This is a genomic window from Shimia sp. (assembly GCF_022448905.1).
GTDB lineage: Bacteria > Pseudomonadota > Alphaproteobacteria > Rhodobacterales > Rhodobacteraceae > Shimia.
On the sequence record NZ_JAKVCW010000009.1, the window covers coordinates 16,532 to 39,126 of the forward strand.

At 59.1% G+C, this 22,595-nt stretch carries 19 protein-coding genes and 1 pseudogene; 14 read left to right on the forward strand and 6 right to left on the reverse strand.

The genetic code is table 11. The features are described 5' to 3' along the window. Positions 1–54: 54 nt before the first annotated feature. Positions 55–2,028, reverse strand: a pseudogene (locus MK208_RS12035) (DUF3604 domain-containing protein). Between the two features lie 439 nt (positions 2,029–2,467). Between MK208_RS12035 and MK208_RS12040 the strand changes: the two are divergent. From MK208_RS12040 to MK208_RS12065, 6 genes are all read left to right on the forward strand, one after another. Further along, positions 2,468–4,015 carry an ABC transporter ATP-binding protein gene (locus MK208_RS12040; protein WP_294116809.1) on the forward strand — a complete coding sequence of 516 codons (1,548 nt, stop codon included), beginning with the start codon at positions 2,468–2,470 and terminating at the stop codon, positions 4,013–4,015. Beyond that, a complete protein-coding gene (locus MK208_RS12045) occupies positions 4,012–5,091 on the forward strand; it encodes an ABC transporter permease (protein ID WP_294116811.1) in 1,080 nt (359 codons plus the stop codon). The genes MK208_RS12040 and MK208_RS12045 overlap by 4 nt, the downstream gene beginning before the upstream one ends. After that, positions 5,091–6,011 (forward strand): ABC transporter permease, encoded by a 921-nt coding sequence (locus MK208_RS12050; RefSeq protein WP_294116813.1) that lies wholly within the window; start codon positions 5,091–5,093, stop codon positions 6,009–6,011. The genes MK208_RS12045 and MK208_RS12050 overlap by 1 nt, the downstream gene beginning before the upstream one ends. A gap of 44 nt (positions 6,012–6,055) precedes the next feature. Continuing rightward, positions 6,056–7,138, forward strand: a complete 1,083-nt coding sequence (locus tag MK208_RS12055; RefSeq protein WP_294116815.1) for a BMP family ABC transporter substrate-binding protein — start codon at positions 6,056–6,058, stop codon at positions 7,136–7,138. 138 nt (positions 7,139–7,276) lie between these two features. After that, complete coding sequence (locus MK208_RS12060) at positions 7,277–9,061, forward strand: amidohydrolase (protein ID WP_294116817.1); 1,785 nt, start codon at positions 7,277–7,279, stop codon at positions 9,059–9,061. Between the two features lie 197 nt (positions 9,062–9,258). Beyond that, positions 9,259–9,759: a fasciclin domain-containing protein gene (locus MK208_RS12065; RefSeq protein WP_294116819.1), complete on the forward strand. Its 501-nt coding sequence runs from the start codon at positions 9,259–9,261 to the stop codon at positions 9,757–9,759. Positions 9,760–9,829: 70 nt separating this feature from the next. Here the strand turns inward: MK208_RS12065 and MK208_RS12070 are convergent, their stop codons facing one another. The 3 genes from MK208_RS12070 to trxB form a co-directional block, all read right to left on the reverse strand. Further along, positions 9,830–11,905, reverse strand: coding sequence for a bifunctional sulfate adenylyltransferase/adenylylsulfate kinase (locus MK208_RS12070; protein WP_294116821.1), 2,076 nt, complete (start codon positions 11,903–11,905; stop codon positions 9,830–9,832). 124 nt (positions 11,906–12,029) lie between these two features. After that, a complete protein-coding gene (locus tag MK208_RS12075; protein ID WP_366010941.1) occupies positions 12,030–13,712 on the reverse strand; it encodes an adenylate/guanylate cyclase domain-containing protein in 1,683 nt (560 codons plus the stop codon). Positions 13,713–13,864: 152 nt separating this feature from the next. Then, positions 13,865–14,806, reverse strand: a complete 942-nt coding sequence (gene trxB / locus MK208_RS12080) for a thioredoxin-disulfide reductase (RefSeq protein ID WP_294116823.1) — start codon at positions 14,804–14,806, stop codon at positions 13,865–13,867. A gap of 218 nt (positions 14,807–15,024) precedes the next feature. Between trxB and MK208_RS12085 the strand changes: the two genes are divergently transcribed. Continuing rightward, entirely contained in the window at positions 15,025–15,525 is a 501-nt protein-coding gene (locus MK208_RS12085; protein ID WP_294116827.1) for an Lrp/AsnC family transcriptional regulator, read from the forward strand. Between the two features lie 65 nt (positions 15,526–15,590). Here MK208_RS12085 and MK208_RS12090 read toward each other — a convergent pair whose 3' ends face one another. Then, complete coding sequence (locus MK208_RS12090) at positions 15,591–16,313, reverse strand: hypothetical protein (RefSeq protein ID WP_294116829.1); 723 nt, start codon at positions 16,311–16,313, stop codon at positions 15,591–15,593. 392 nt (positions 16,314–16,705) lie between these two features. On the opposite strand from MK208_RS12090, the gene MK208_RS12095 reads away from it, so the two are divergent. From MK208_RS12095 to MK208_RS12105, 3 genes are all read left to right on the forward strand, one after another. Further along, positions 16,706–17,299, forward strand: a complete 594-nt coding sequence (locus MK208_RS12095) for an NAD(P)H-dependent oxidoreductase (protein WP_294116831.1) — start codon at positions 16,706–16,708, stop codon at positions 17,297–17,299. An 84-nt stretch (positions 17,300–17,383) separates the two neighbouring features. Beyond that, positions 17,384–17,560 carry a hypothetical protein gene (locus MK208_RS12100; RefSeq protein ID WP_294116833.1) on the forward strand — a complete coding sequence of 59 codons (177 nt, stop codon included), beginning with the start codon at positions 17,384–17,386 and terminating at the stop codon, positions 17,558–17,560. A gap of 19 nt (positions 17,561–17,579) precedes the next feature. After that, the gene (locus MK208_RS12105; protein ID WP_294116834.1) at positions 17,580–17,786 is read left to right on the forward strand and encodes a hypothetical protein; all 207 of its coding nucleotides are present in this window, start codon (positions 17,580–17,582) and stop codon (positions 17,784–17,786) included. Positions 17,787–18,206: 420 nt separating this feature from the next. Here MK208_RS12105 and MK208_RS12110 read toward each other — a convergent pair whose 3' ends face one another. Then, entirely contained in the window at positions 18,207–18,902 is a 696-nt protein-coding gene (locus tag MK208_RS12110; protein ID WP_294116835.1) for an SDR family oxidoreductase, read from the reverse strand. 97 nt (positions 18,903–18,999) lie between these two features. Here MK208_RS12110 and MK208_RS12115 point away from each other — a divergent pair, with 97 nt between their 5' ends. The 4 genes from MK208_RS12115 to MK208_RS12130 are packed head-to-tail and all read left to right on the forward strand — an operon-like array spanning position 19,000 to position 22,593. Next, positions 19,000–19,872 carry a LysR substrate-binding domain-containing protein gene (locus tag MK208_RS12115; RefSeq protein WP_294116836.1) on the forward strand — a complete coding sequence of 291 codons (873 nt, stop codon included), beginning with the start codon at positions 19,000–19,002 and terminating at the stop codon, positions 19,870–19,872. Between the two features lie 50 nt (positions 19,873–19,922). Then, entirely contained in the window at positions 19,923–20,861 is a 939-nt protein-coding gene (locus MK208_RS12120) for an aldo/keto reductase (protein ID WP_294116837.1), read from the forward strand. Continuing rightward, complete coding sequence (locus MK208_RS12125) at positions 20,858–21,934, forward strand: FAD-binding oxidoreductase (protein WP_294116838.1); 1,077 nt, start codon at positions 20,858–20,860, stop codon at positions 21,932–21,934. Before MK208_RS12120 ends, MK208_RS12125 begins: the two co-directional genes overlap by 4 nt. Then, positions 21,934–22,593 (forward strand): DUF938 domain-containing protein, encoded by a 660-nt coding sequence (locus MK208_RS12130; protein ID WP_294116839.1) that lies wholly within the window; start codon positions 21,934–21,936, stop codon positions 22,591–22,593. Before MK208_RS12125 ends, MK208_RS12130 begins: the two co-directional genes overlap by 1 nt. The last annotated feature ends 2 nt before the right edge of the window (positions 22,594–22,595 follow it).

Below are 22,595 nucleotides of genomic sequence, written 5' to 3' on the forward strand. Positions count from 1 at the left end.
AAAATAAAAAAGGCGCCCGCTTAGGGCGCCCCTAGTGTTGTAGATGCGTGCCAATCACCCCTTCGGCGGTGTGTACCAGATCGGTGAGGAATAGGCCCGTTCCTGATGGATCAGCTGCGCCTCCGCTGGCAGTTCAATGTCATAGCGCAGCTTGTCATAAACCACCCAACGCGGGGTCGGGATTTCCAACACCCGGACTTAATAGAACGCAGGCTCCGTGGCATCAAAATCCGGATCGGTCCACACCGAGGTCAGCTCAGACGCGCCAATGGTGTTGGACCAACTTGCGGTCTCGATATCCACGGTGTTGCCCACCGCAGGCACTTTGCCATTGGCATCCATCTCGCGCCCGTCCGACCAGGCCACGTCATAGACCTTTTCGTGCAGTTTCCCTTCGGCATCCATCCAGCCTTTGATCACCTGCATCCGGTCAAGATTGGCGCCAATCGGATCGCGCAGTGCCGCGAGCAGGAAGCTCGGCGCGCCGTCGCCCTCTTGCTGCGGCAAATCGGCTCCCATCGGCACACCTTTGGCATAACCCAACACCGCCGGGTTGCGCGAACGACCGTCAGCCTCGCCAAAGTCCCAGCCACCAAAGAACCGCAAGCCAATCCGTGGCCCGGTGGTCGCGTAGGTCTCTTTACGCTTGAAGGCATCAAAGATCGCAGAGCGGGTGTTCTCCGTCGCCCAAACCGCGGTGTAGCCCGACGCGACCATCTGATGCCCCTCAATGCGACCCAGATCGCTGGCGATAAACGGATGTTCAATCCGTGTGGGCGAAGGCTCCACGCTTACCGACTTGGAGAAGAAGTTCTCCTCCTCTGCCGTTGTTAAACCCGTGTGGCTGTCCGTGGCACCACCTATGCCAAACTTATACGGGTTCACGCCGAATTTCTTCTCCAGCGCCAAGCCCAGTTTCAACGCCTCCCGGGCATATTCCCCGGCCAGCATCTCTTCCGTTTTTAACTCCGTGAGGTCGAGGTTGCCCGTATCCCAGTTCTCATAATCGGCAAACTCGTCATCCGGGCTCAAGAACGGGTGTGCCTCGCCGTCGCCCTTGATCTGGGTGATCTCGTAATGCGGCTCCCACTTGGCGCGCAACTGCACATATTCCTCATCCACCTTGCCCCCATGGTAGGTGTCTTCTGTGGGGAACATCCAGCCATTGGACAGGTTGCCGTTGTGGGCAAAGGCCACGGCCCGCCCGCCAGTTTTCTCCTGATACTCTTCCAGCCAATTCCACAGGTGATAGGGATCGGTGTCGCCATAGGGCGGCTGCGTCACCGGCGGCACGACTTGTAGCGCCCGCATCGGACCATCACGCAGCATCACATTGCGGTGCAGGTTGAAGCCCTTGGGCACAGAGGTCCATTCAAAGCCGATAAAGGCGGTGAACCGCCCCGGATCATTGTGTTCCTCCGCCGCATTCACAATCTTTTCCCAGGTAAAGGCAAAGGGATCCGCGCCTGGGCTGTAACTCTCCACAATCAACTCCGGCAGCGTCATCTGTGAGAAGTTGGTGATCAGATCAAACGCCGTTTTCCCGGCCTCTGCCCCACCTTTTTTATAGCCCTCATACCATTCGCGCCCTTTTGGGTCGGCCAAAATCCCCGGCTTGCCCGCCTGCAAATCTGGCGCAAAGCCCATCAGGTCGGTGTGATCTGTCAGCACCATCCAATCCAGCGGTCGGCTCAGCTTCACCGGTTGTCCGGTGGAGGACACCACCTGCTCGCCTTTGGCAAATCGCCAGGCGTCATCCGGCCCCAAAATATTGCCAAACGCCCCCGCATCGAGCGACAGCCCGGTGTGCAAATGGGTCTCGCCCCATAGCGGGAAGGTTGGGAACGACCGGTTGGCATAAGGCGAAAACGGCGCATCGGCAAAGCCGCTCTCCGCCGCCTCTTCAGAGGGCACAACCTGCGCCTTACCCTGTGTCGCGAGCAGGAGCGTCGCCGCACCCAATGCCGCCGCACAAACCAACGCACGCCTCGACGTTGTCTGATTGATCGAAGTAACCGTTGAAACCATGTGACACCTCCTAGTGGGAATTAATGCACGCCCAAATAGCCAGGCACCGCAGATCAAATATTCAAGTTGAGGTCCTATGCGTCCAACGCTACCGAAAATCTGCGCAAAACCAAGGAAAATCGACTCTGAGAATCCCCTTTTGCTTGCACTGCCACACTTCAAAACACCCAAGTTTTTGCGCAAATCTTAGGCAAAGGCTTGGCGCTCAGCCCTGCAACTCTTTCTACAAATCTTTGAAAATGCTCTGGCCTAACCCTTAAAAACCAAGGATATGGAAGGCAGTGAACGGACGCTGCGCAGGCCGTTGCACCTCTGAGGCAAAGCCGCCGCTGAAGTTTATCTTGCAGACACGGCAGGCCAGTTTCTAGGGTGAATGCGCTAGAAATTCAGCGGTTTTGCCTCCTGTCGGAACGCAACTCGCCCAGCCAGAGGGACAGATATGAGCACACCACTACTCTCCATCAAGGGGTTGACCAAGACCTACCCCGGCGTGGTGGCCAACGATGATGTCTCGTTTGACATCGGTACCAACGAGGTGCACGCCCTGCTTGGCGAAAACGGCGCCGGAAAATCCACGCTGGTGAAAATGATCTACGGTCTGGTGAAGCCCGACAGCGGCACCATGACCTGGAACGGCCAGCCCTTTGCGCCCGCCGAACCCAAGGCCGCCCGCGCCTCTGGCGTGGCAATGGTGTTTCAACACTTCTCGCTGTTTGATGCACTCTCGGTGGCAGAGAACGTGGCGCTTGGCATGGAGAACCCGCCGGCCATGCGCGACCTCGCCCGCCGCATCCGCCGCGTGTCCGAAACCTACGGCCTGCCACTGGACCCCAACCGCACCGTAGGCGACCTCTCTGCTGGGGAACGCCAGCGCGTGGAAATCATCCGCTGCCTGCTGCAAGACCCGAAACTGCTGATCATGGACGAGCCGACCTCGGTGCTGACCCCGCAGGAAGTCGAGATCCTGTTCCAGACCCTGAACAAGCTGAAGGCCGAGGGCACCTCGATCCTCTATATTTCCCACAAGCTCGAAGAAATCCGCGCGCTTTGTGACCACGCCACCATTCTGCGCCTTGGCAAAAACGTCGGCGAATGTGTCCCCGCCGAGACCTCTGCCCGCGACATGGCGGAAATGATGGTGGGCGACACGCTGCAAACCCCCACCCGCACCACCGAGAAAGCGGGCGAAGTTGTGCTGGATGTCTCCGGCCTGACATTGGAGCCAACCAACCCGTTTGGCACCACGCTCAAGAACATACACTTCACCGTGCGCGCAGGCGAGATCCTCGGCATCGGCGGCGTGGCGGGCAACGGTCAGGACGAGCTTTTGGCCGCGCTCTCCGGCGAGTCGCTCACCTGGCCGGACTCGATCAAAGTCAAAGGCAAAGACGTGGCCAACCTCGGCCCCAACGCGCGCCGCGATTTGGGCATTCTGGCCGCACCAGAAGAGCGCCTCGGCCATGCCGCTGCACCCGACCTGAGCCTGACCGAAAACGCCCTGCTCACTGGTGCCATCCGCGAAGGCCTGACCAGCAACGGCTTTGTGAACTGGTCCAAGACCACGGACTTTGCCGACACCATCATCAAAGAGTTTGACGTGCGCACGCCGGGCAACCACGTGGCGGCTCGTGCGCTTTCTGGGGGCAACCTGCAGAAATTTGTGATCGGCCGCGAAGTGCTGCAACGCCCGGAAGTGTTGGTGGTGAACCAACCAACATGGGGCGTAGATGCCGCCGCAGCAGCCTCGATCCGGCAGGCCCTGCTGGACTTGGCCGCAGGCGGCGCCGCAATTGTGGTGATCTCCCAAGACCTTGATGAACTTATGGAAATCTCCGACCGCTTTGGCGCGCTGAACGAAGGCCGCATGTCTGACATCCGCCCTGCCGCCGGTCTCTCGATTGATGAAATTGGCCTGATGATGGGCGGTGCCCATGGCATGGAAGTTGCCCATGTGGGCGATGAAGAACAAGAAGGAGCAAGCGCATGATCGCGCTGGAAAAACGCCCCACCCCGTCGCGCGCGCTGTCGCTCGCCACACCGCTGATCGCGGTCGCCATCACCATGTTTATGGGCGGCCTGCTGTTTTCTGTGCTGGGCAAAAACCCGTTTGAGGCCATCCGCACCATCTTCTGGGATCCGGTGCTGGGCGAGTTTGCCTTCTACTACCGCCCGCAATTGTTGGTGAAAGCCGCGCCGCTGGTGCTGATCGCCATTGGCCTTTCACTGGGCTTTAAAGCCGGTATCTGGAACATCGGCGCCGAAGGCCAATACATCATGGGAGCGATCTGTGGTGCCGCAGTGGGCCTTGCCTTCTACCCCACCGAAACCCGCCTGATCTTCCCGCTGATGATTGTCGCCGGCGCACTTGGCGGCTGGGCCTGGGGCATGATCCCCGCCCTTCTCAAAGTCCGCTTTGGCACCAATGAAATCCTTGTGTCGTTGATGCTGGTCTACGTGGCCGACCAACTGCTGGCATCCATGTCGCTGGGCCTGTTGCGCAACCCCGAAGGCATGGGCTTCCCCGGCTCGCGCAACTTCTCCGACTACCCGGCGGCCAACAGCTGGATCAACGAAGCCGCTGGCCTGCACTGGGGCATGGCTTTTGCCTTCATCGCAGTGATCTTCTCTTACATCCTACTCAACCGCCACATTCTGGGCTTCAACATCCGCCTCACCGGCGAAGCCCCGCGCGCGGCGCGGTTCGCAGGGGTGAACCCCACCCGCCTGATCCTGTTCTGCCTCGGCACCTCTGGCGCATTGGCAGGTCTGGCAGGCCTGTTTGAAGTCACCGGCCCCTCTGGTCAAATCAACATCGACTTCGCATCAGGCTATGGCTTCACCGCCATCATCGTCGCCTTCCTCGGCCGCCTGCACCCAGTTGGCATCCTGCTCGCAGCCCTGCTGATGGCGCTGACCTACGTGGGCGGCGATCTGGCCCAGGGCAACCTTGGCCTGCCGTCAGCAGCTATTCAGGTCTTTCAGGGCATGCTCCTGTTCTTCCTGCTGGCTCTGGACCTGCTGACCAACTACCGCGTGGTGCTAAAGAAAAAGGGAGCCGCATAATGGACCTTTCCGCAATCAATCCCGTCCTGCTGATCGCTTCTTTGATGGTCGCAGCCACCCCGCTCCTTCTCGCCGCCATCGGTGAGCTGGTTGTCGAACGCGCGGGCGTTCTGAACCTCGGTGTAGAGGGCATGATGATCATTGGCGCCATCTCCGGCTTTGCCATCGCAGTGGAAACCACCTCCCCAATGGTTGGCCTGGTCGCGGCCATGATCGCCGGCGCGGTGCTCTCGCTGCTGTTTGCCTTCCTGACCCAGTTTGCGCTGGCCAATCAGGTGGCCTCCGGTCTGGCACTCACGCTCTTTGGCCTCGGCCTGTCGGCGCTCATGGGGCAGTCATATGTGGGCATCAAACCCCCGGCCATGGCAAAGCTCGACATACCGGTGCTCTCCGATATTCCGGTGCTTGGCCCGATCCTGTTCAGCCACGACCCCGTGCTCTACATCGGCCTCGCGCTCACTGCGGCGGTCTACTGGTTCCTCAAGAAATCCCGCGGCGGTCTGATCCTGCGCGCGGTTGGGGAAAGCCACGACGCCGCCCATGCGCTTGGCTACAACGTCATCCGCGTGCGCATCCTCGCCATCATGTTTGGCGGCGCCTGTGCCGGTCTGGGCGGTGCCTATATTTCACTCATCCGCGTGCCACAGTGGACCGAAGGCATGACCGCCGGTGTCGGCTGGATCGCTTTGGCCCTTGTGGTCTTCGCCTCCTGGAAGCCGTGGCGCGTCTTGCTGGGTGCCTATCTTTTTGGCGGGATTAACGTTTTGCAGCTCAATCTGCAGGCAGCGGGTATTGCCATTCCGGTGGAATACTTGGCAATGTCACCGTATCTGATAACCATCCTCGTTCTGGTCATCATGTCGGCTGACAAAAGCGGCGCACCCGCATCTCTTGGCCGCACATTCCACGCCTCGCAATGAGGCACCTAAACAAAAAACTGCCACCAACAGGGGGACTACCCGAAATGAAATTGACCAAACTTTTGACAAGCGCAGCTGTCGCGCTGGGTCTGGCGACCTCCGCCATGGCCGACGACAAAACCAAAGTAGGCTTCGTCTATGTTGGCCCAGTGGGCGACGGCGGCTGGACTTATGAGCACAACAAGGGCCGTCTGGCCGTAGAAGAGCACTTTGGCGACAAGGTCGAAACCACCTTTGTTGAAAGCGTACCAGAAGGTGCCGACGCCGAGCGTGTGATCACCCAGATGGCGCTTCAGGGCGCGGACCTGATCTTCACCACCTCTTTTGGCTACATGGACCCAACCATCAACGTTGCCAAGAAATTCCCAAAAGTGAAGTTTGAGCACGCCACCGGCTACAAACAGGCCGACAACGTGTCCGTTTACTCCGCGCGCTTCTACGAAGGCCGCGCGGTTCAGGGCCACATCGCGGGCAAGATGACCAAAACCAACAAAATTGGTTACATCGCCTCCTTCCCGATCCCAGAAGTGATCCGCGGCATCAACTCCGCCTACATCCACGCCAAGAAAGTGAACCCGGACGTCGAGTTCTCCATCATCTGGGCCTACACCTGGTTTGATCCTGCCAAAGAAGCCGACGCTGCCAAAGCTCTGATCGAGCAAGGCGCCGATGTGATCCTGCAGCACACCGACTCCACCGCGCCACAGGCAGCCGCGCAGGCTGCTGGCAACGTAGTGACCTTTGGTCAGGCGTCTGACATGGGCGAGTACGCCCCGTTTCCACGCGTGTCCTCCATCATCGATGACTGGGCGCCTTACTACATCGCACGTACTCAGGCTGTGATGGACGGTTCCTGGGAGTCCGTATCCACTTGGGACGGCATCGGCGCTGGCATGGTTGGCATCGGTGAAATCTCCGACGCGGTTCCAGCAGACGTAAAAGCCGAAGCGCTGGCTCTGGTTGAGAGCCTGGCAGACGGCTCCTACCACGCCTTCACCGGCCCGCTGAACAAGCAGGACGGCACCCCATGGCTGGCAGAAGGTGAAACCGCGCAGGACTACGGTGACGACGGTCTGGCCGGCATGAACTTCTACCTCGAAGGCATCACCGCCGAGATCCCAAACTAAGCTGATCCCTCAAAGATCATCTACGAAGGCCCGCCAATTCGGCGGGCCTTTTCTTATGGTCGGCAATCAAAACACCGCCATTTGACAGCAACCACCGCTTGCACCCAAAGTTATCCCATACCCCAAAAGGATTTTGTGATGACTCGTTTGACAGCCACCCTTGGCGGACTTGCCCTGACCACCGTCCTCTCCGCGCCCCTTCTGGCACAGGAGATCGCCGACACCATCTACTCCGGCGGCCCGATCCTCACCGTCAACGACGCCGCCCCCCGTGCTGAGGCCGTCGCCGTCAAGGACGGCCGCATTATCGCCGTGGGGACACAGGCGGACATGCTCGCCCATCAAGGCGATACCACCGAGGTATTTGATCTGGACGGCCGCGCCATGTTGCCCGGCTTTGTCGACAGCCATGGCCACGCAGTTATGGGCGGCCTGCAAGCGCTCTCTGCCAACCTGCTTGCCCCGCCGGATGGCGAGGTGCAGGACATCGCCTCCCTGCAAGACACCCTACGCGCCTGGATTGCAGACAACCAAGCCGCCATCGAGGCCTCCAACCTGATTGTTGGCTTTGGCTATGACCAATCGCAACTGGCCGAGCTACGCCACCCGACCAAAGACGACCTCGACGCTGTGTCCAAAGACGTGCCGATCATCATCGTGCATCAGTCCGGCCACTTCGGCGCCGCCAATTCCGCCGCGCTGGCCGCAGCCGACATCACCCGCGAGACCCCAATCCCACCCGGTGGCGTGATCCGCTATGCCGAGGACGGTGCACCCAACGGCGTGTTAGAAGAAAACGCCTTCTTCCTTGTATTGGGCAAGCTCATGGGTGGCATTGGTGAGGACGGCTTCAAGGCCTTCGCCCGCGCCGGAACGCAACTTTGGGCCAGCTTCGGCTACACCACCGCACAAGAAGGCCGCGCCACACCGCAAGTGGCCGAAATTGCAAGAGCGGTGGCCGCTGCAGGAGAGCTCCCCGTCGACCTCGCCATCTATCCCGATGTGTTGGTGGACCGCGATTACATCCTCGCCAACCAATCCGACACCTATGAAAACGGCGTGCGCATCGCCGGGGCGAAACTCACCATCGACGGCTCCCCGCAAGGTTTCACTGCCCTGCGTGACCGGCCTTACTATGATCCGGTTGGCACCTATCCGCCTGGCTACAAGGGCTATGCTGCCGCCAGCGAAGATCAGATCAATGACGCCATCGCGTGGGCGTTTGAAAACAACATCCAGATCCTGACGCATTCCAATGGCGAAGGCGCCTCCGACATGCTGCTCGCCGCCATTAAAGCCGCCGAGGCCAAACACGGACTGGCGGACCGCCGCCCAGTGCTGATCCACGGTCAATTCCTGCGCGAGGATCAGGTGGCGGAGATGCGCGACCTCAACGTCTTTCCGTCACTCTTCCCGATGCACACGTTTTACTGGGGCGACTGGCACCGCGACCACACGGTTGGCCCAATCAACGCAGACAACATCTCCCCCACCGGCTGGGTCCGCGAACGCGGCATGATGTTTGGCACCCATCACGACGCCCCTGTCGCCTTCCCCGACAGCATGCGGGTGCTCTCGGCCACAGTGACGCGCCGCACCCGCTCGGGGGACATTCTAGGTCCCCACCACCGCGTCGATGTGATAACCGCCCTCAAGGCGATGACGCTCTGGCCTGCTTATCAGCACTTTGAAGAAGACATGAAAGGCAGCATCGAGGTGGGCAAAGTGGCGGATTTTGTGATCCTGTCCGACGACCCCACAGCGGTGGATCCGGAAACCCTCGCCGAGATCAAAGTGCAGGTCACCATCAAACGCGACAAAGAAATCTACCGTGCCCCGGGCGGGCCTCAAAAAGCCGATTTGATCGCGCCGATGGGCCACCACATTTTGGACGTCGCCCATGCCGCCACCCGCAGCAACTGAGCAAAAAAATCGCTCTTGGTTCGCCGCAGAGTGCGTGCCAAGGGCTTACCCCACGTCGATCACGCCCTTCTCACAAAAACGTTTGTCATTTTATTTCAACAATTTAAAAGCACCGACCTATTCTTTTGCACAAATCCTCTGATCCATTTGATCCCTCCTCTGCGTAGCTTTTGCATCAACATTGGAGAGGAAATCACATGTTCAGACGCACCTTCATCGCATCCGTTATGGGCGCAGCTATGGCCGTAACAACCGCCACCTTCGCCATGGCGGATGGCCACGGCAAAAAAGACATCGTCGACACCGCCGTTGGTGCTGGCAGCTTCACCACCCTGGTTGCCGCCGTTCAGGCCGCGGGCCTCGTGGACACTCTGAAAGGTGATGGCCCCTTCACCGTATTTGCCCCAACCGACGAAGCGTTTGCCGCGCTGCCTGCTGGCACCGTTGAGGACCTGCTGAAGCCGGAAAACAAAGACAAACTGGTGTCTATTCTGACCTACCACGTGGTGCCCGCCAAGGTGATGTCCGGCGACATCGCGGGCAAGAAAGCCACCGTGGCGACGGTTGAGGGCGAGAAACTCAACGTGAACGCCCGCAACGGCGTCAAGGTCAACGGCGCCAAAGTGGTGTCCGCAGACATTGGCGCCTCCAACGGTGTGATCCACGTGATCGACAAAGTGCTGATCCCGGAAGGCTAAGACCAACCACCACTCACAAAAAAAGGCGCGGGACATCCCGCGCCTTTTCCAATTTCAAATGCCAGACGGCTTAGCCGGAGATCAGGCCGAGGCTTTCCAGCTTCAGGATCACCTGATGGGCACAGTTGTCCACATCGGCACCTTCGGTCTCCACACGCAGCTCTGGGTTCTCTGGCACGTCATATGGGTCAGAAATACCGGTGAACTCTTTGATCTTACCTTCGCGCGCCAGCTTATAGAGGCCTTTGCGGTCACGGCGTTCACATTCCTCAATCGAGGTCGCCACGTGCACTTCTACAAAGGCACCAAAGCCTTCGATGTCTTCACGTACGGCACGACGTGTGGTGGCATATGGCGCGATTGGCGCACAGATCGCGATACCACCGTTTTTGGTGATCTCAGACGCCACATAGCCGATCCGACGGATGTTCAGGTCACGGTGCTCTTTGGAGAAGCCCAGCTCGGAGCTGAGGTTTTTCCGCACAATGTCGCCATCCAGCAGCGTCACCGGACGACCACCCATTTCCATCAGCTTGACCATCAGAGCGTTTGCAATGGTGGATTTGCCGGAGCCGGAGAAGCCGGTGAAGAACACGGTGAAGCCCTGTTTCGCACGTGGTGGCTTGGTCTTGCGTAGCTCTTTCACAACTTCCGGGAAGGAGAACCACTCAGGGATTTCCAGACCTTCGGCCAGGCGACGACGCAGCTCGGTGCCGGAGATGTTCAGGATGGTGACATCGTCTTTGTCCTGAATTTCGTCCATTGGCTCGTACTGCGCACGCTCCTGCACCCACACCATGTGTTTGAAGTCGACCATAGTGATGCCGATTTCTTCTTCATGTGCACGGAACAGTTCCTGCGCGTCATAGGGCCCGTAGAAGTCTTCGCCTGCGGAGTTCTTACCGGGGCCAGCGTGATCGCGGCCAACGATGAAGTGGGTGCAGCCGTGGTTGGCGCGGATCAGACCGTGCCAAACCGCCTCACGTGGGCCAGCCATACGCATCGCCAGGTTCAGCAGGGACATGGAGGTGGTGGAGGCAGGATACTTGTCCAGAACCGCCTCATAGCAGCGCACGCGGGTGAAGTGATCCACATCGCCCGGCTTGGTCATGCCCACAACAGGGTGGATCAACAGGTTGGCCTGCGCTTCTTTGGCGGCACGGAAAGTCAGTTCCTGGTGCGCACGGTGCAGCGGGTTGCGGGTTTGGAACGCAACCACTTTGCGCCAGCCCATTTTGCGGAAGTAGGCGCGCAGCTCGTTTGGCGTGTCGCGACGGGCGCGGAAGTCATAGTGCACAGGCTGTTGAATGCCGGTCACCGGACCACCGAGGTACACTTTACCCGCGTGGTTGTGCAGGTAGTTCACCGCTGGGTGCGCGTCATCATCCGCCCCAAACACTTTTTCCGCTTCCAACGCTTTGTTGGGCACAAAATTGTCGGTCACGGTCATGGTGGCGAGGATCACGCCTTCCTGATCGCGCAGCGCAATGTCCTGGCCTTCTTCCAGACCCGCGGCAAATTCCTCGGACACATCCAGGTTGATCGGCATTGGCCACAGGGAGCCATCCGCCAGGCGCATGTTCTCAACAACACCGTTGTAGTCTTCTTCGCTCAGGAAGCCTTTGAGCGGGTTGAAGCCACCGTTCATCAGCAGTTCCAAGTCACAGATCTGACGCGGTGTCAGATCCCAGCTGACCAGATCGGCCGCTTCCACTTTCAGCTTCTGAGCACTCTCATAAGAAACATAGAGCTCAGGAATAGGAGCCAGATTGTTTTGCATTGGATGTGTCCTGTGTTTGATAGGAACCAGGCCGCTTGCCGAGCCTGTCAGTTCCGCATGGAGCGCCTCATATTCAGAGAGCTTGCGGGCGAGGAATTGATCTGTGAGCCGCACTTTCTCCGCCGCACCACGCGCGGTGAGCGAATAGGCAAACCTCTGTCGTTTGTCCGGGCCCGCGCGATCACTAATGGTAATCAGCCCGGCTTCTGCCGCAGCGCGCAGTTGTGCATTCAGACGCCCCAAAGAAATCCCCACCGCCGCCGCAGTGGCGCGCTGTGATGCTTCTGGCGCCTGATCAAGCTGGCGCAGAAGGCGGAAGAGCACGTCTTCCTCATCTGATGTGGGTTTGGCGGTCTGAAATGACATTAACAAACGACTCAAAGTGTGTTCACGCGTGAACACATAGGGCGGTTTGGCAAAATCTCAAAGCCTTATTTGGCTTTTGCATAGCAAATATGCTACCGTTGCAATGCTGCAACGCAGCGCGACCTCACACCGTTTCGGCCTGCTTGGACAGCACCGCAGGCAAGGCCGCCGCCCGCTTCAGCGCCAAAGCCCGGACTGGCTGCGCCACGCCGCGCAACTCCAACACCTCAAGTGTATGTACCTCCGGATCATGCCCCGCCGCGGCCAACACAGCTTCGGACACCAGCACCTCCACGCCCAGCGCCTTGGTTTGCCCCTCCAAGCGGCTGGCAGCATTCACGGTGTCGCCAATGATAGTGCGCGGCGCGAGATTCACCGCGCCAATTTCGCCAAGCACCAACTCCCCCAAATGCACCCCCATACCGATCGCAACTGGCGTCGCATTTTCCGCTTTCAGGGTCTGATTAAACACCTGCAAGGCCGAACTGATCCCCGCCGCCGCCTCAATTGCCGCCTTTGCCGAAGCCTCTTCACTGTCGAGCTCAAACACCGCCAGCAGCCCATCACCCAGATACTTATCCACCGTACCCCCGACACCAGTGATCGACGGCACAATCGCATCAAAGAAACGGTTCAACAGAAACACGACATCGTAAGGCAACTGTCCCGTGGTGCGCGCCGTAAAACTCCGCATATCCAGAAACAGGATCGCCAACCGCCGCTCTTGCCCGAGGCTCTGATGTGCCCGCGCCTGCTGCCCATCACTGCGAAACACCCGCAGCACGGTTGCCGGCTCCTTGGGCCGTAACTGACAGGCCAACCGCGCATTAGGCGGTGCATTCACCGCCGCCAAACTGTCCGCCTCCGCCTTCTCCGGCGGGTGCAACAACTCTGCGCCTTCCTCGACAATCACCCGACAGGTGGTGCAACGCCCACGACCACCACACAGCGCCATATGCGGCACCCCGGCCACGCGCGACATCTCCAGCAAAGTCATACCCGGCTGCCCGGAAATCTCCGGCCCATCAACATAGCGAATACGCACCGCACGGCGCGCCCCGATAAAGCGCCGCCCAAAATGCACCGCCATGGTCAGCACCAAGAGCCCGACAAAAACACCCAGCAAGCTGCGGTTGATCTCGGCCAGTCGCGCAAAGGTCTCCACCGTCGGAAAGCCGTAACTCTCCCGCAAGGCCGCACCGCCTTCCGGATCAAACAGCCGCATATTCTGCAACCGCCCCTGCACCAGAAACCCGGCCAGCGCAAAGGCTGGTACCAAGGTCGCGAGCGACAACATCACCGGCAACACCCGCCGCCAACTGGGCAGCACCCGCAGCCACATATGCAGACCAATACAGGCGTGAATCCACACCACCAGCAGCAGAGCCGCCTGCTGCCAGCCGCTGGGCGAATTCCAGATCAGACCGGCAATGAAGCCCATCTCTGGCTCCACCTCAAACCGGTTCTCGGCCACCCGCGTGTGTACAATATGGGTCATCAACAACAGCGGGATCAGCAACCCCAACAGCACCTGCCCCGCCTCCGACGCGGGCATGCGCAGCGTGCGTTTCCGCGCCAAGCGGTACAAAGCCAACCCCATATGGGTCAACAACGCCCCATAGAGCGCGAGCTGCCCCAACGGATTGCTGGTCACAGCTTCCAACCCATCCTGTGCCCACTCCATCGCCTCAAGAGAAAACAGCCCCATGCCAATATTGAAGAAGTGAAACAGCACATAACAAAAAAGGATCAACCCCGACACGATGCGCGCCTTTGTGCGCCAATTGCCCTGCCACAATCTGTTCACCGGTGCCGTCCTTTATCTGGGGTCCCTTCATGAGAGACTGACCAACCGCGCCCGATGGGTCAAGGCGCAGCCCCCTGCGCATCTGCGCACAACCGCAAAGAAAAACGGGGCCGCAAACACGACCCCGCTTCAATCTCACTTTCGTAAAAAACTCACTCGTTTTCGGCGATAAACTTCTCAGCATCCAGCGCCGCCATACAGCCCATGCCCGCCGAGGTCACCGCCTGACGGTAGACATGGTCGGTTAAATCACCCGCCGCAAACACGCCGGGGATAGAGGTCTTGGAGGTACCTGCCTCAACCTTCACGTACCCACCGTTGTGCAGCTCCAGCTGATCTTTCACCAACTCGCTCGCAGGCGCGTGGCCAATCGCGATGAACACACCCGCCGCCGGGATCTCTTTGATCTCGCCAGTGTCTACGTGCTTCACCTTCACGCCGGTCACACCTTTTGGATTGTCGTCGCCAACAACTTCTTCCAGCGTGTGGAACCACAGCGTCTCGATCTTCTCATGCTTCAACAGACGGTCCTGCAGGATTTTCTCCGCTCGCAGCTCATCCCGACGGTGGATCAAGGTCACTTTGGAGGCGAAGTTGGTCAAAAACAGCGCTTCCTCAACGGCAGTGTTGCCGCCACCGACAACCACAATCTCCTGACCGCGATAGAAGAACCCGTCACAGGTCGCACAGGCCGAAACACCAAAGCCCTTAAACGCCTCTTCGCTCTCCAGCCCCAGCCACTTGGCGCGTGCACCAGTTGCCAAAATAACCGCATCCGCAGTGTAAAGCGTGCCGCTGTCACCTTTCGCCTTGAACGGACGCTCGCTCAGGTCGAGGTCCACAATCATGTCGCCGATGATCTCACAGCCCATCGCGCGGGCGTGCGCTTCCATCTTCTGCATAAGCTCCGGGCCCTGCACTTCCACAAACGACGGGTAGTTCTCCACCTCGGTTGTGGTGGTCAGCTGCCCACCCGGCTCGATGCCCTGCACCAGCACCGGCTCCAGCATCGCGCGGCTCGCATAAACGCCCGCCGTATAGCCCGCAGGCCCGGACCCAATGATCAGAACCTTGGTGTGTTTTGTCTCGCCCATGAAAGGCACCTTTCCGCGTTGCAAAGTCTAAGTCGGTAGCCGATATAGCCCTCCGCACACGTCAGGAAAAGCCCAAGACCAAAAACCAAAACGTGTGGTCCAAAAAATCAGCAGTCGGCAGAAAACCGTAAAAGGATATTGCGCTAACACGAAATATAATTGCGCACTTGCCCTTTGATGCTATAACAACCGCAAAATTAACCAACGAGACGAGATACATGCCCGGACACCGGCTAGATCCTATCGATCGCAAAATCCTCGCAGAGTTACAGGCCGACGGCCGCATGACCAATGTTGAGCTCGCCAAGCGAGTCGGCATCTCCGCCCCGCCCTGTCTGCGCCGCGTGCGCACGCTGGAAGACGCAGGCTACATCCGCGGCTACCACGCCGACGTCGACAGCCGCGAATTGGGCTTTGAGGTACAGGTCTTTGCCATGGTCGGCCTCGTCAGCCAGGCCGAAGCAGACCTCTCCGCCTTTGAAGACCGCTGCCGCGACTGGCCGCTGGTGCGCGAATGTCACATGCTCAATGGCGAGGTGGATTTCATCCTGAAATGCGTCGCCCCCGACCTCAGCACGTTCCAGACCTTCCTGACCGAAGACCTGACCTCCGCGCCCAATGTGGCCAGCGTGAAAACCTCGCTGGTGATCCGCGGCGCCAAGGACACGCCCGGCGTGCCCTTTGAAGTGCTCGAAGAACGTCTCAGCCGCGACGCGTAAACCCCATCTCATCGTTATGGGAACGCCTCACATCGCTGCGAGGCGTTATCCTTCTTACCTGAGTTTTACGGCTGCCAGTCCTGAAACGGCGCGTGCACTTGCTCTGCTGCCGCCGCATAGCGGGCGTCGGATTTCGCGGCGACCACCGCCGCAGACAAAGCCGCATTCAGCGCGTCTCCTTCCGCTCCAGTCGGCACGATCAAAGTAGAATCCCAAACAGCATACTTGGCGCGATGCAAATCGATCATGCCCTCGGCCTTGATCACTCCATCCACCGCATCCTGCTCCATGATGAACGCATCGGTGCGCCCTTTGGCCAGTTTCTTAAGACCAATTTCGATTGAAGCGACCTCGTCCACGGCAAAGTCAAAGAAATGCGCATGTCCGATCATGGTCTCAACCCGCAAAGCGGTGAAATCTGAGTCCGCATTCAGAGGTGAATCTTTGCGCGAATAGACCACAAAGGTGACATCCAAAAGCGGTTCGTCAATATACTGGAATTCCGGCGGACTGCCGGCGCCCGTATCGATCAACGGCGCATGTACATCCGATTTACGCGTGGCCACATTCTGAATGGAGCGGCCAAACGGGAAGACCTGATAGCTAAAATCACCGCCGTCATAATGCTCGTCGACAATGCGCAACAGATGTGGAAGCGTGCCTTCCGCGCCCCCATTTCCATCTGGCGCCGCAAGGCCGGGAATCTCCGCCAAACTGACTGACAATTCAGCTGCATATAGGGGTGTCATGAGGCACATCATGCTCAAAGTAGCTGCCATTTTTTTCATGATTTTTCTCCTTCTCCAAAAATCGAGAAGGAGGCTAGGATCGAAATCCCTAACTAAGTTTGAAAGAAAAAATCAGCGCGTTGGTGCTTTTTTGCGGCATTTTAAACTGCTCACCATGCGATGCAAAAGCACCCCTAAACCTGTTATTTTTGACAGCATCGACACATTCCTGAAACTGGCCGTGCGCGTATGATTGCCTGCCTTTTGGCCCGACTATCGGCCGAATCATCCAATACACTCCATGTAAGTGCCACAACTCGAGATCAGGACAAAAAACCTCCCTACGACCCCAGTAAATTCGGATATTATATTGTTTTAAATACTGTATTTACATTTGACCTAAAGCCGTCTTGGAGTCCTACATTGCCTCAAACACATTTCCAGAGGCCCCCATGCACGTTCTCACCGTTCTCGATCACCCCAACCCCAACTCCTTCAGCCATGCCACTGCGCAACACTTCATGGCCGGAGCAGAAGCCGCAGGACACAGCACCGAATTGGCGGACTTGCACGCTGAAGGTTTCAACCCGCTGTGGACCATGGCGGATATCGAAAGCGATGGAAAAACCAACGTTCCCGCCGATGTTACGCGAGAACAAGACCGCATCGCGCGCGCCGACGCAATCTGTCTGATCTTCCCGCTGTTCTGGTGGGGCATGCCCTCCATGACCAAAGGCTGGGTCGATCGGGTCTGGAGCTGGGGCTGGGCCTATGACCAACTCGACAACACCGAAAAATCCCTACAACGCAATCGCAGCGGACTTCTGCTGGTCCCGGCAGGCGCCCGCTCTGACGAAATCGAAAGCAAAGGCTACCGCGCCGCTCTCGACACTTGTTGGACAGACGGCACTTTTGGCTTCTTTGGCTTCTCTCCCCGCCGCATGGAATTGCTCTATGGGTCCACCGGCTCAGAGCCGCGCCGCAAGGCGCTGCTCCAACAAAGCTATGACAGTGGCGTCACCTTGCCGCCACCCGTAGGGGCCTAACACAGGTCTGCAGCAAACCGGACACATCGCCCTTCGCTGCCTTTCGGAAGGCGCGCGGCGATTGCCCGGACCAGCGCGCCGGATATGACCGGCTTTGAAAGCTCCGGCGCTGATTGGCTGGAAAGCTACAAACACTATTTTGAGCATAACCACGTGCTGGTGACCAGTCCGCACAAGGTCTACGGCCCGGGCAGCAACGACGTCGCGCTGCAACTGCGCAAGAAAGGCATCAACAAGGTCATCCTCGGCGGCATGTCGTAACCTCTGCACCGAAAGCCACATGCGCTCCCTGATCGAGGTCGGCTTTGAGGTCATGGTGGTGACCGACGCCACAGCCGGGGCCATCACCGAGTTCTATGACGGTTACGCCGCCTCGCTGACCTATTTCAGCATGATCGCCAGCAAGGTGGACAACACGGACAACACCCTGGCCAAAGCCGCAGAGATGTGGCTGACCATCAAACACGCCGCCGCCGGCAGCCTGTAACCCCTCAACTGTAACCCGGGACACATCTCGCGGGCAGAGTTTGGCGGCTCTGCCTGCCCTTCGTTTTGCACACCGCCACACCACGGCGGACGACCTGTGCCTTTCCCTTCAGAGCCTGGTCGCTGATCCCGAAAAGATCTGGCGCAGCGTCTGGGTCCAGCGGCCCAGCGAGGCCTGCCGAGTGGTGGCTTGACGCAGGCGAGGCGATGGATCGGGGATCTTGTCAGCGACAGGGGCCAAGGGAGAGCCACAGGCCCTTTCCCTTTGGTGAGAGAGCGTCCTTTTTCTGACATTTATTAACGCCACCCCACCTCTTGTCAGACCCACACCCCCCACCTCCGCAAAACAGTCGTGATACCGACGCAATACCGACGTGGTTTTGAGGCTGCACAGATAGCTGAGACAAAGGTTAACCCACCATCACACGTGGCTGGTCAACCCGCCGTCCACACGCCAATTCTGGCCAGTCACATAACTGCCTTCACCAGCCAGATAACTCACCAGAGAAGACACCTCCTCACTGCGCCCATAGCGCCCCATCGGAATACGGGCTTTGCGATCTTCGGTTTCTGGCAGGCTGTCGATGAACCCCGGCAAGATATTGTTCATACGCACATTTTCGGCGGCGAACTTGTCGGCAAACAACTTGGTGAAACTCGCCAAACCCGCCCGAAATACACCAGACGTCGGAAACAACGGGTCCGGTTCAAACGCAGCAAAGGTCGAGATATTGATGATCGATCCGCCCCCCTGCTTGGCCATAATCGGCGCCACAATCCGTGCAGGCCGGATCACATTCATCAGGTAGTACTCCATCCCGAGGTGCCAGTCGTCGTCACTGATCTCCAGAATGTCCCCTTTGGGCCCATGTCCCGCAGAATTCACCAGAACATCTACCCGCGCCCACTTGGAAAGCGCCTTATCTACAAACACTTGCAGGTCTTCCGGCACAAGATTGGACCCGGTCACGCCAACCCCGCCCAACGCATCCGCCAAAGCTTCCCCTTTGCCGGAAGAAGACAGAATGCCTACCTCAAACCCGTCTGATTTCAATCTCTTAGCCGCATCCGCGCCCATACCGCTGCCACCAGCGGTGATCAGTGCCACCTTGGTCATATCAAGCTCCTTTTGAGGCCCAACCCTGCCCAATTTGGCGGCTTTTGACCAATCATGCTTCATTGCTTAGAGTGTAGAAAATCTACATCCGAGACCAATGACTCGCATCAACCTCAACAGCCTATCCATGTTTGACGCTGCCGCCCAACACGGCAGTTTTCGCCGTGCGGCTGAGGCGCTTCACCTGACGCAAGGCGCCGTGGCGCAGCAGGTACGCAACCTCGAGAAACAGACCCAGACCCAGCTGTTTCACCGGCTGCCACAAGGTCTCTCGCTTACGGAAGAAGGCCGCGCTTATCACGAGACTGTCTCGGCCGCGTTGCAACAGATCGAAACCGCCACCCGCGCCCTGAAGCCCGCGACACAATCAATCACCCTGTCAGTGCCGCCCTCGCTCGCTTCAAAATGGCTGGTGCCTCGATTGGCAAACTTCGCGGCGCAGCACCCGGACATCTCCCTGCATATCCACGCTTCGGAAACCCGCACGGATTTCGCCAAGGATCCGGTCGACATCGCCATTCGTCAAGGGCAGGTGCCTTTGGTGCCCAACACTCATTGCGAGCCACTGGCCCCATTGGATCTGGTTGCCGTGGCGCGCCCTTCGACCAACCCCACTTCGCTCTCACTGGCGGACACGGTGACGCTTCCTTTGATCGAGGACGGGCACAACCGCTGGAAAACTCTCTGCGAAGACAGAGGGCTACCCTATCCAGACACTGTGCTCTCCTTTAATCAAACCGCCTTGGCCATTGACGCGGCGATCACAGGTCAAGGCGTGACCTTGGCCCCGCGCCTGCTTGTTCAGGACGCGCTAAACCAAGGCCACCTGACCGTCCTTTGGCACCCTGCCGAAACCCCAGAGGCTTACCACCTACTACATCCCACATCTCGCCGTAGACACAGGAAGGCTGTTGTGTCGTGGCTCAAACAAGAGGTCGTAGCTGGGCCCAATACCACGCCTCTTGCGTAAGGGCGCAAAAACCACTTTCCCCGAAATGGTTCACATGGCAACGTCCTGCCATGACGCAGACAATTTCCAGCCCCAACGGCACCCTGATCAGCCGCTTCGCTTTTGGCACCATGCAGTTTGGCGGCACCGCCTCGGAGCGCGACAGCGCCGAGATGTTTGAGGCCTGCCTTGACGCGGACATCACCCATTTTGACACCGCATATCTGTACACAGATGGCGCCAGCGAGACGATCCTCGGCAAACTGGCCGCGCCGCATCGCGAGCGCTTGGTGATCGCGACAAAGGTTGGCTACCGCGGCGGTGCGGGTGCAGAAAATCTGCGGTCGCAATTTGATGTATCGCGTAAGCGGCTCAACATGGACCACGTCGATATTCTCTATTTGCACCGCTTTGATGCGAACACGCCAATTGAGGAAACTCTTGAAACCTTTGCGCAATTCAAGGCCGACGGACAGGTCACTCACATAGGCCTCTCCAATTTCGCCGCCTGGCAAGTTGTGAAAGCCGCCTGGGCGGCCTCAAAACTGGACCTGACAATCGACCTGCTGCAGCCAATGTACAGCCTTGTGAAACGTCAGGCTGAAGTCGAGATTCTGCCCATGTGCGCTGATCTTGGCATCTTGCCAGCCACCTATTCCCCGCTTGGCGGCGGTCTGCTCACCGGCAAATACAGTGCCAAAGATGCAGATGGGCGCCTTGCCACAGATGAGCGCTATGCCGCCCGCTATGACGTTGATTGGATGCGCAAAACCGCTGCCGATCTTTCCGAACTGGCCGCTGCGCGGGACGTACACCCCGCGACATTGGCCGCCGCTTGGGTTACCAAACACAGCGCCGCGCCCAGCCCGATCCTCTCCGCACGCAACCTCGCACAGCTCGAGCCCTCGCTGGCCGCGACACGCTTTGACATGGACGATGCGCTCTACGCCGAGATCACCGCGCTCAGCCAAACACCCGCCCCCGCCACAGACAGATTGGACGAAGCATGATTGATTTCCTCATCATCGGCGGTGGCATCGGCGGCATCTCCGCCGCTGCCCGTCTTGCCCCTTTGGGAAAAACCGTTGTTCTGGAACGAGAATCTGCCCTCGGCTACCACGCCTCCGGCCGGTCCGCCGCAATGTTTGAACCCAACTACGGCTCCCCCAGCACCGTGGAACTCAGCCACGCGAGCGGCGACTTCTTCCAATCCGAGGATGGCGGCTTCCTCTCACCACGCGGCGTGATGTTCCTCGCCGCCAAAGGCGAAGACGACGCCTTCAAACGCTGCTGCGAGAGCTTTGACGCCGCCCCGATGTACTTGGAACAGGCCGTCGACATGGTGCCGATCCTCAATACAGAGGCCATCGGCAATGTCGCGCACCATCACTCCGGCGAAGACATCGACACCGACCGGCTGATCCAGTGGTTTGCCAAGACCTGCCGCGCCCAGGGTGGGGAGGTCCATACAAGCCAAGAAGTGACCAAAATCACAAAGCTTTCCGACGGTTGGGAGGTTATGGCAAACGGCGAAACCTATACCGCCAAATTGTTGCTGAACGCTGCCGGGGCTTGGGTGGACGAGGTCGCCAAACTCGCGGGCATCACGCCTCTCAACGCCACGCCCCTGCGCCGCTCCATGGCGCGCATTCCAGCGCCGGGCGGGCATGACGTGAGCCGTTGGCCCATGCTGCTCGACATTCACGAAAACTGGTATTCCAAACCCGACGCGGGCAGCCTGATCGTGTCTCCCGCAGAGGAAGATCCGATGCCACCGTTTGATGCCTGGCCGGATGACATGGTCATCGCCGAAGGCCTTGCCCGCTACCAGGAATTTGTCACCGAAGAAGTCACCCGCGTCGAAGCCACATGGGCGGGCCTGCGCAGCTTTTCACCCGACCGCAATCTGGTGATCGGCCCCGACGCTGACGAGCCCAGTTTCTTCTGGGTGGCCTGTCAGGGCGGCTATGGCTTCCAATCCTGCCCCGCTGTGGCGCAACTGGTCGCGGACCTGATTTCCGGACAGACGCCCACAATCGATCGCGAGGTCATTGCCGCCCTTGATCCCCGGAGGTTTGCCTGATGCCCCGCCGCCTCAACCTGCCAGACAGCGCCTCGGTTGCCACGCCAGACAGCGGCGGCAAGCTCTTTGCCCCGTCCGCCGCCCGCAATACAGAACCGTTGACCAAGGCTCTGGCGGATTTCGTGCCGTCTCAAGGCCGCGCCTTGGAGATCGCCAGCGGCACCGGCCAGCACATCGTCTCTTATGCCAAGGCGTTCCCACAGGTCATGTGGCAACCCACCGAAATTGCCGAAGACCGGATCGCCAGTATTGCAGCCTATCTGGCCGAAACCGCACTCACCAACGTGGAAACCCCGATCCTCCTCGACGCCACAGCGCCGGGCTGGGGCGGCACATCCGTCCCAGTAGACCTGATCCTGCTCAGCAATCTGCTGCACTTGATCAGTCAAGCTGAAGCTGAGGTACTCATCTCGGAATCGGCCAAAACCCTAGCGCCAGGCGGGAGCCTTGTCATCTACGGTCCGTTCTCGCGTGATGGAGTTTTGGTCTCCGACGGGGACGTCCAATTCGATCAAAGCCTGCGCGCACAAGACCCTGAAATCGGGTACAAATCGGATGTCGCCATCCAGGCTTTTGGCGCCTCCTGCGGCCTAATGCCCAATAAGGCCATTGAGATGCCTGCCAACAACCTACTCCTAACTTGGCAAGCACCAGCTTAGGA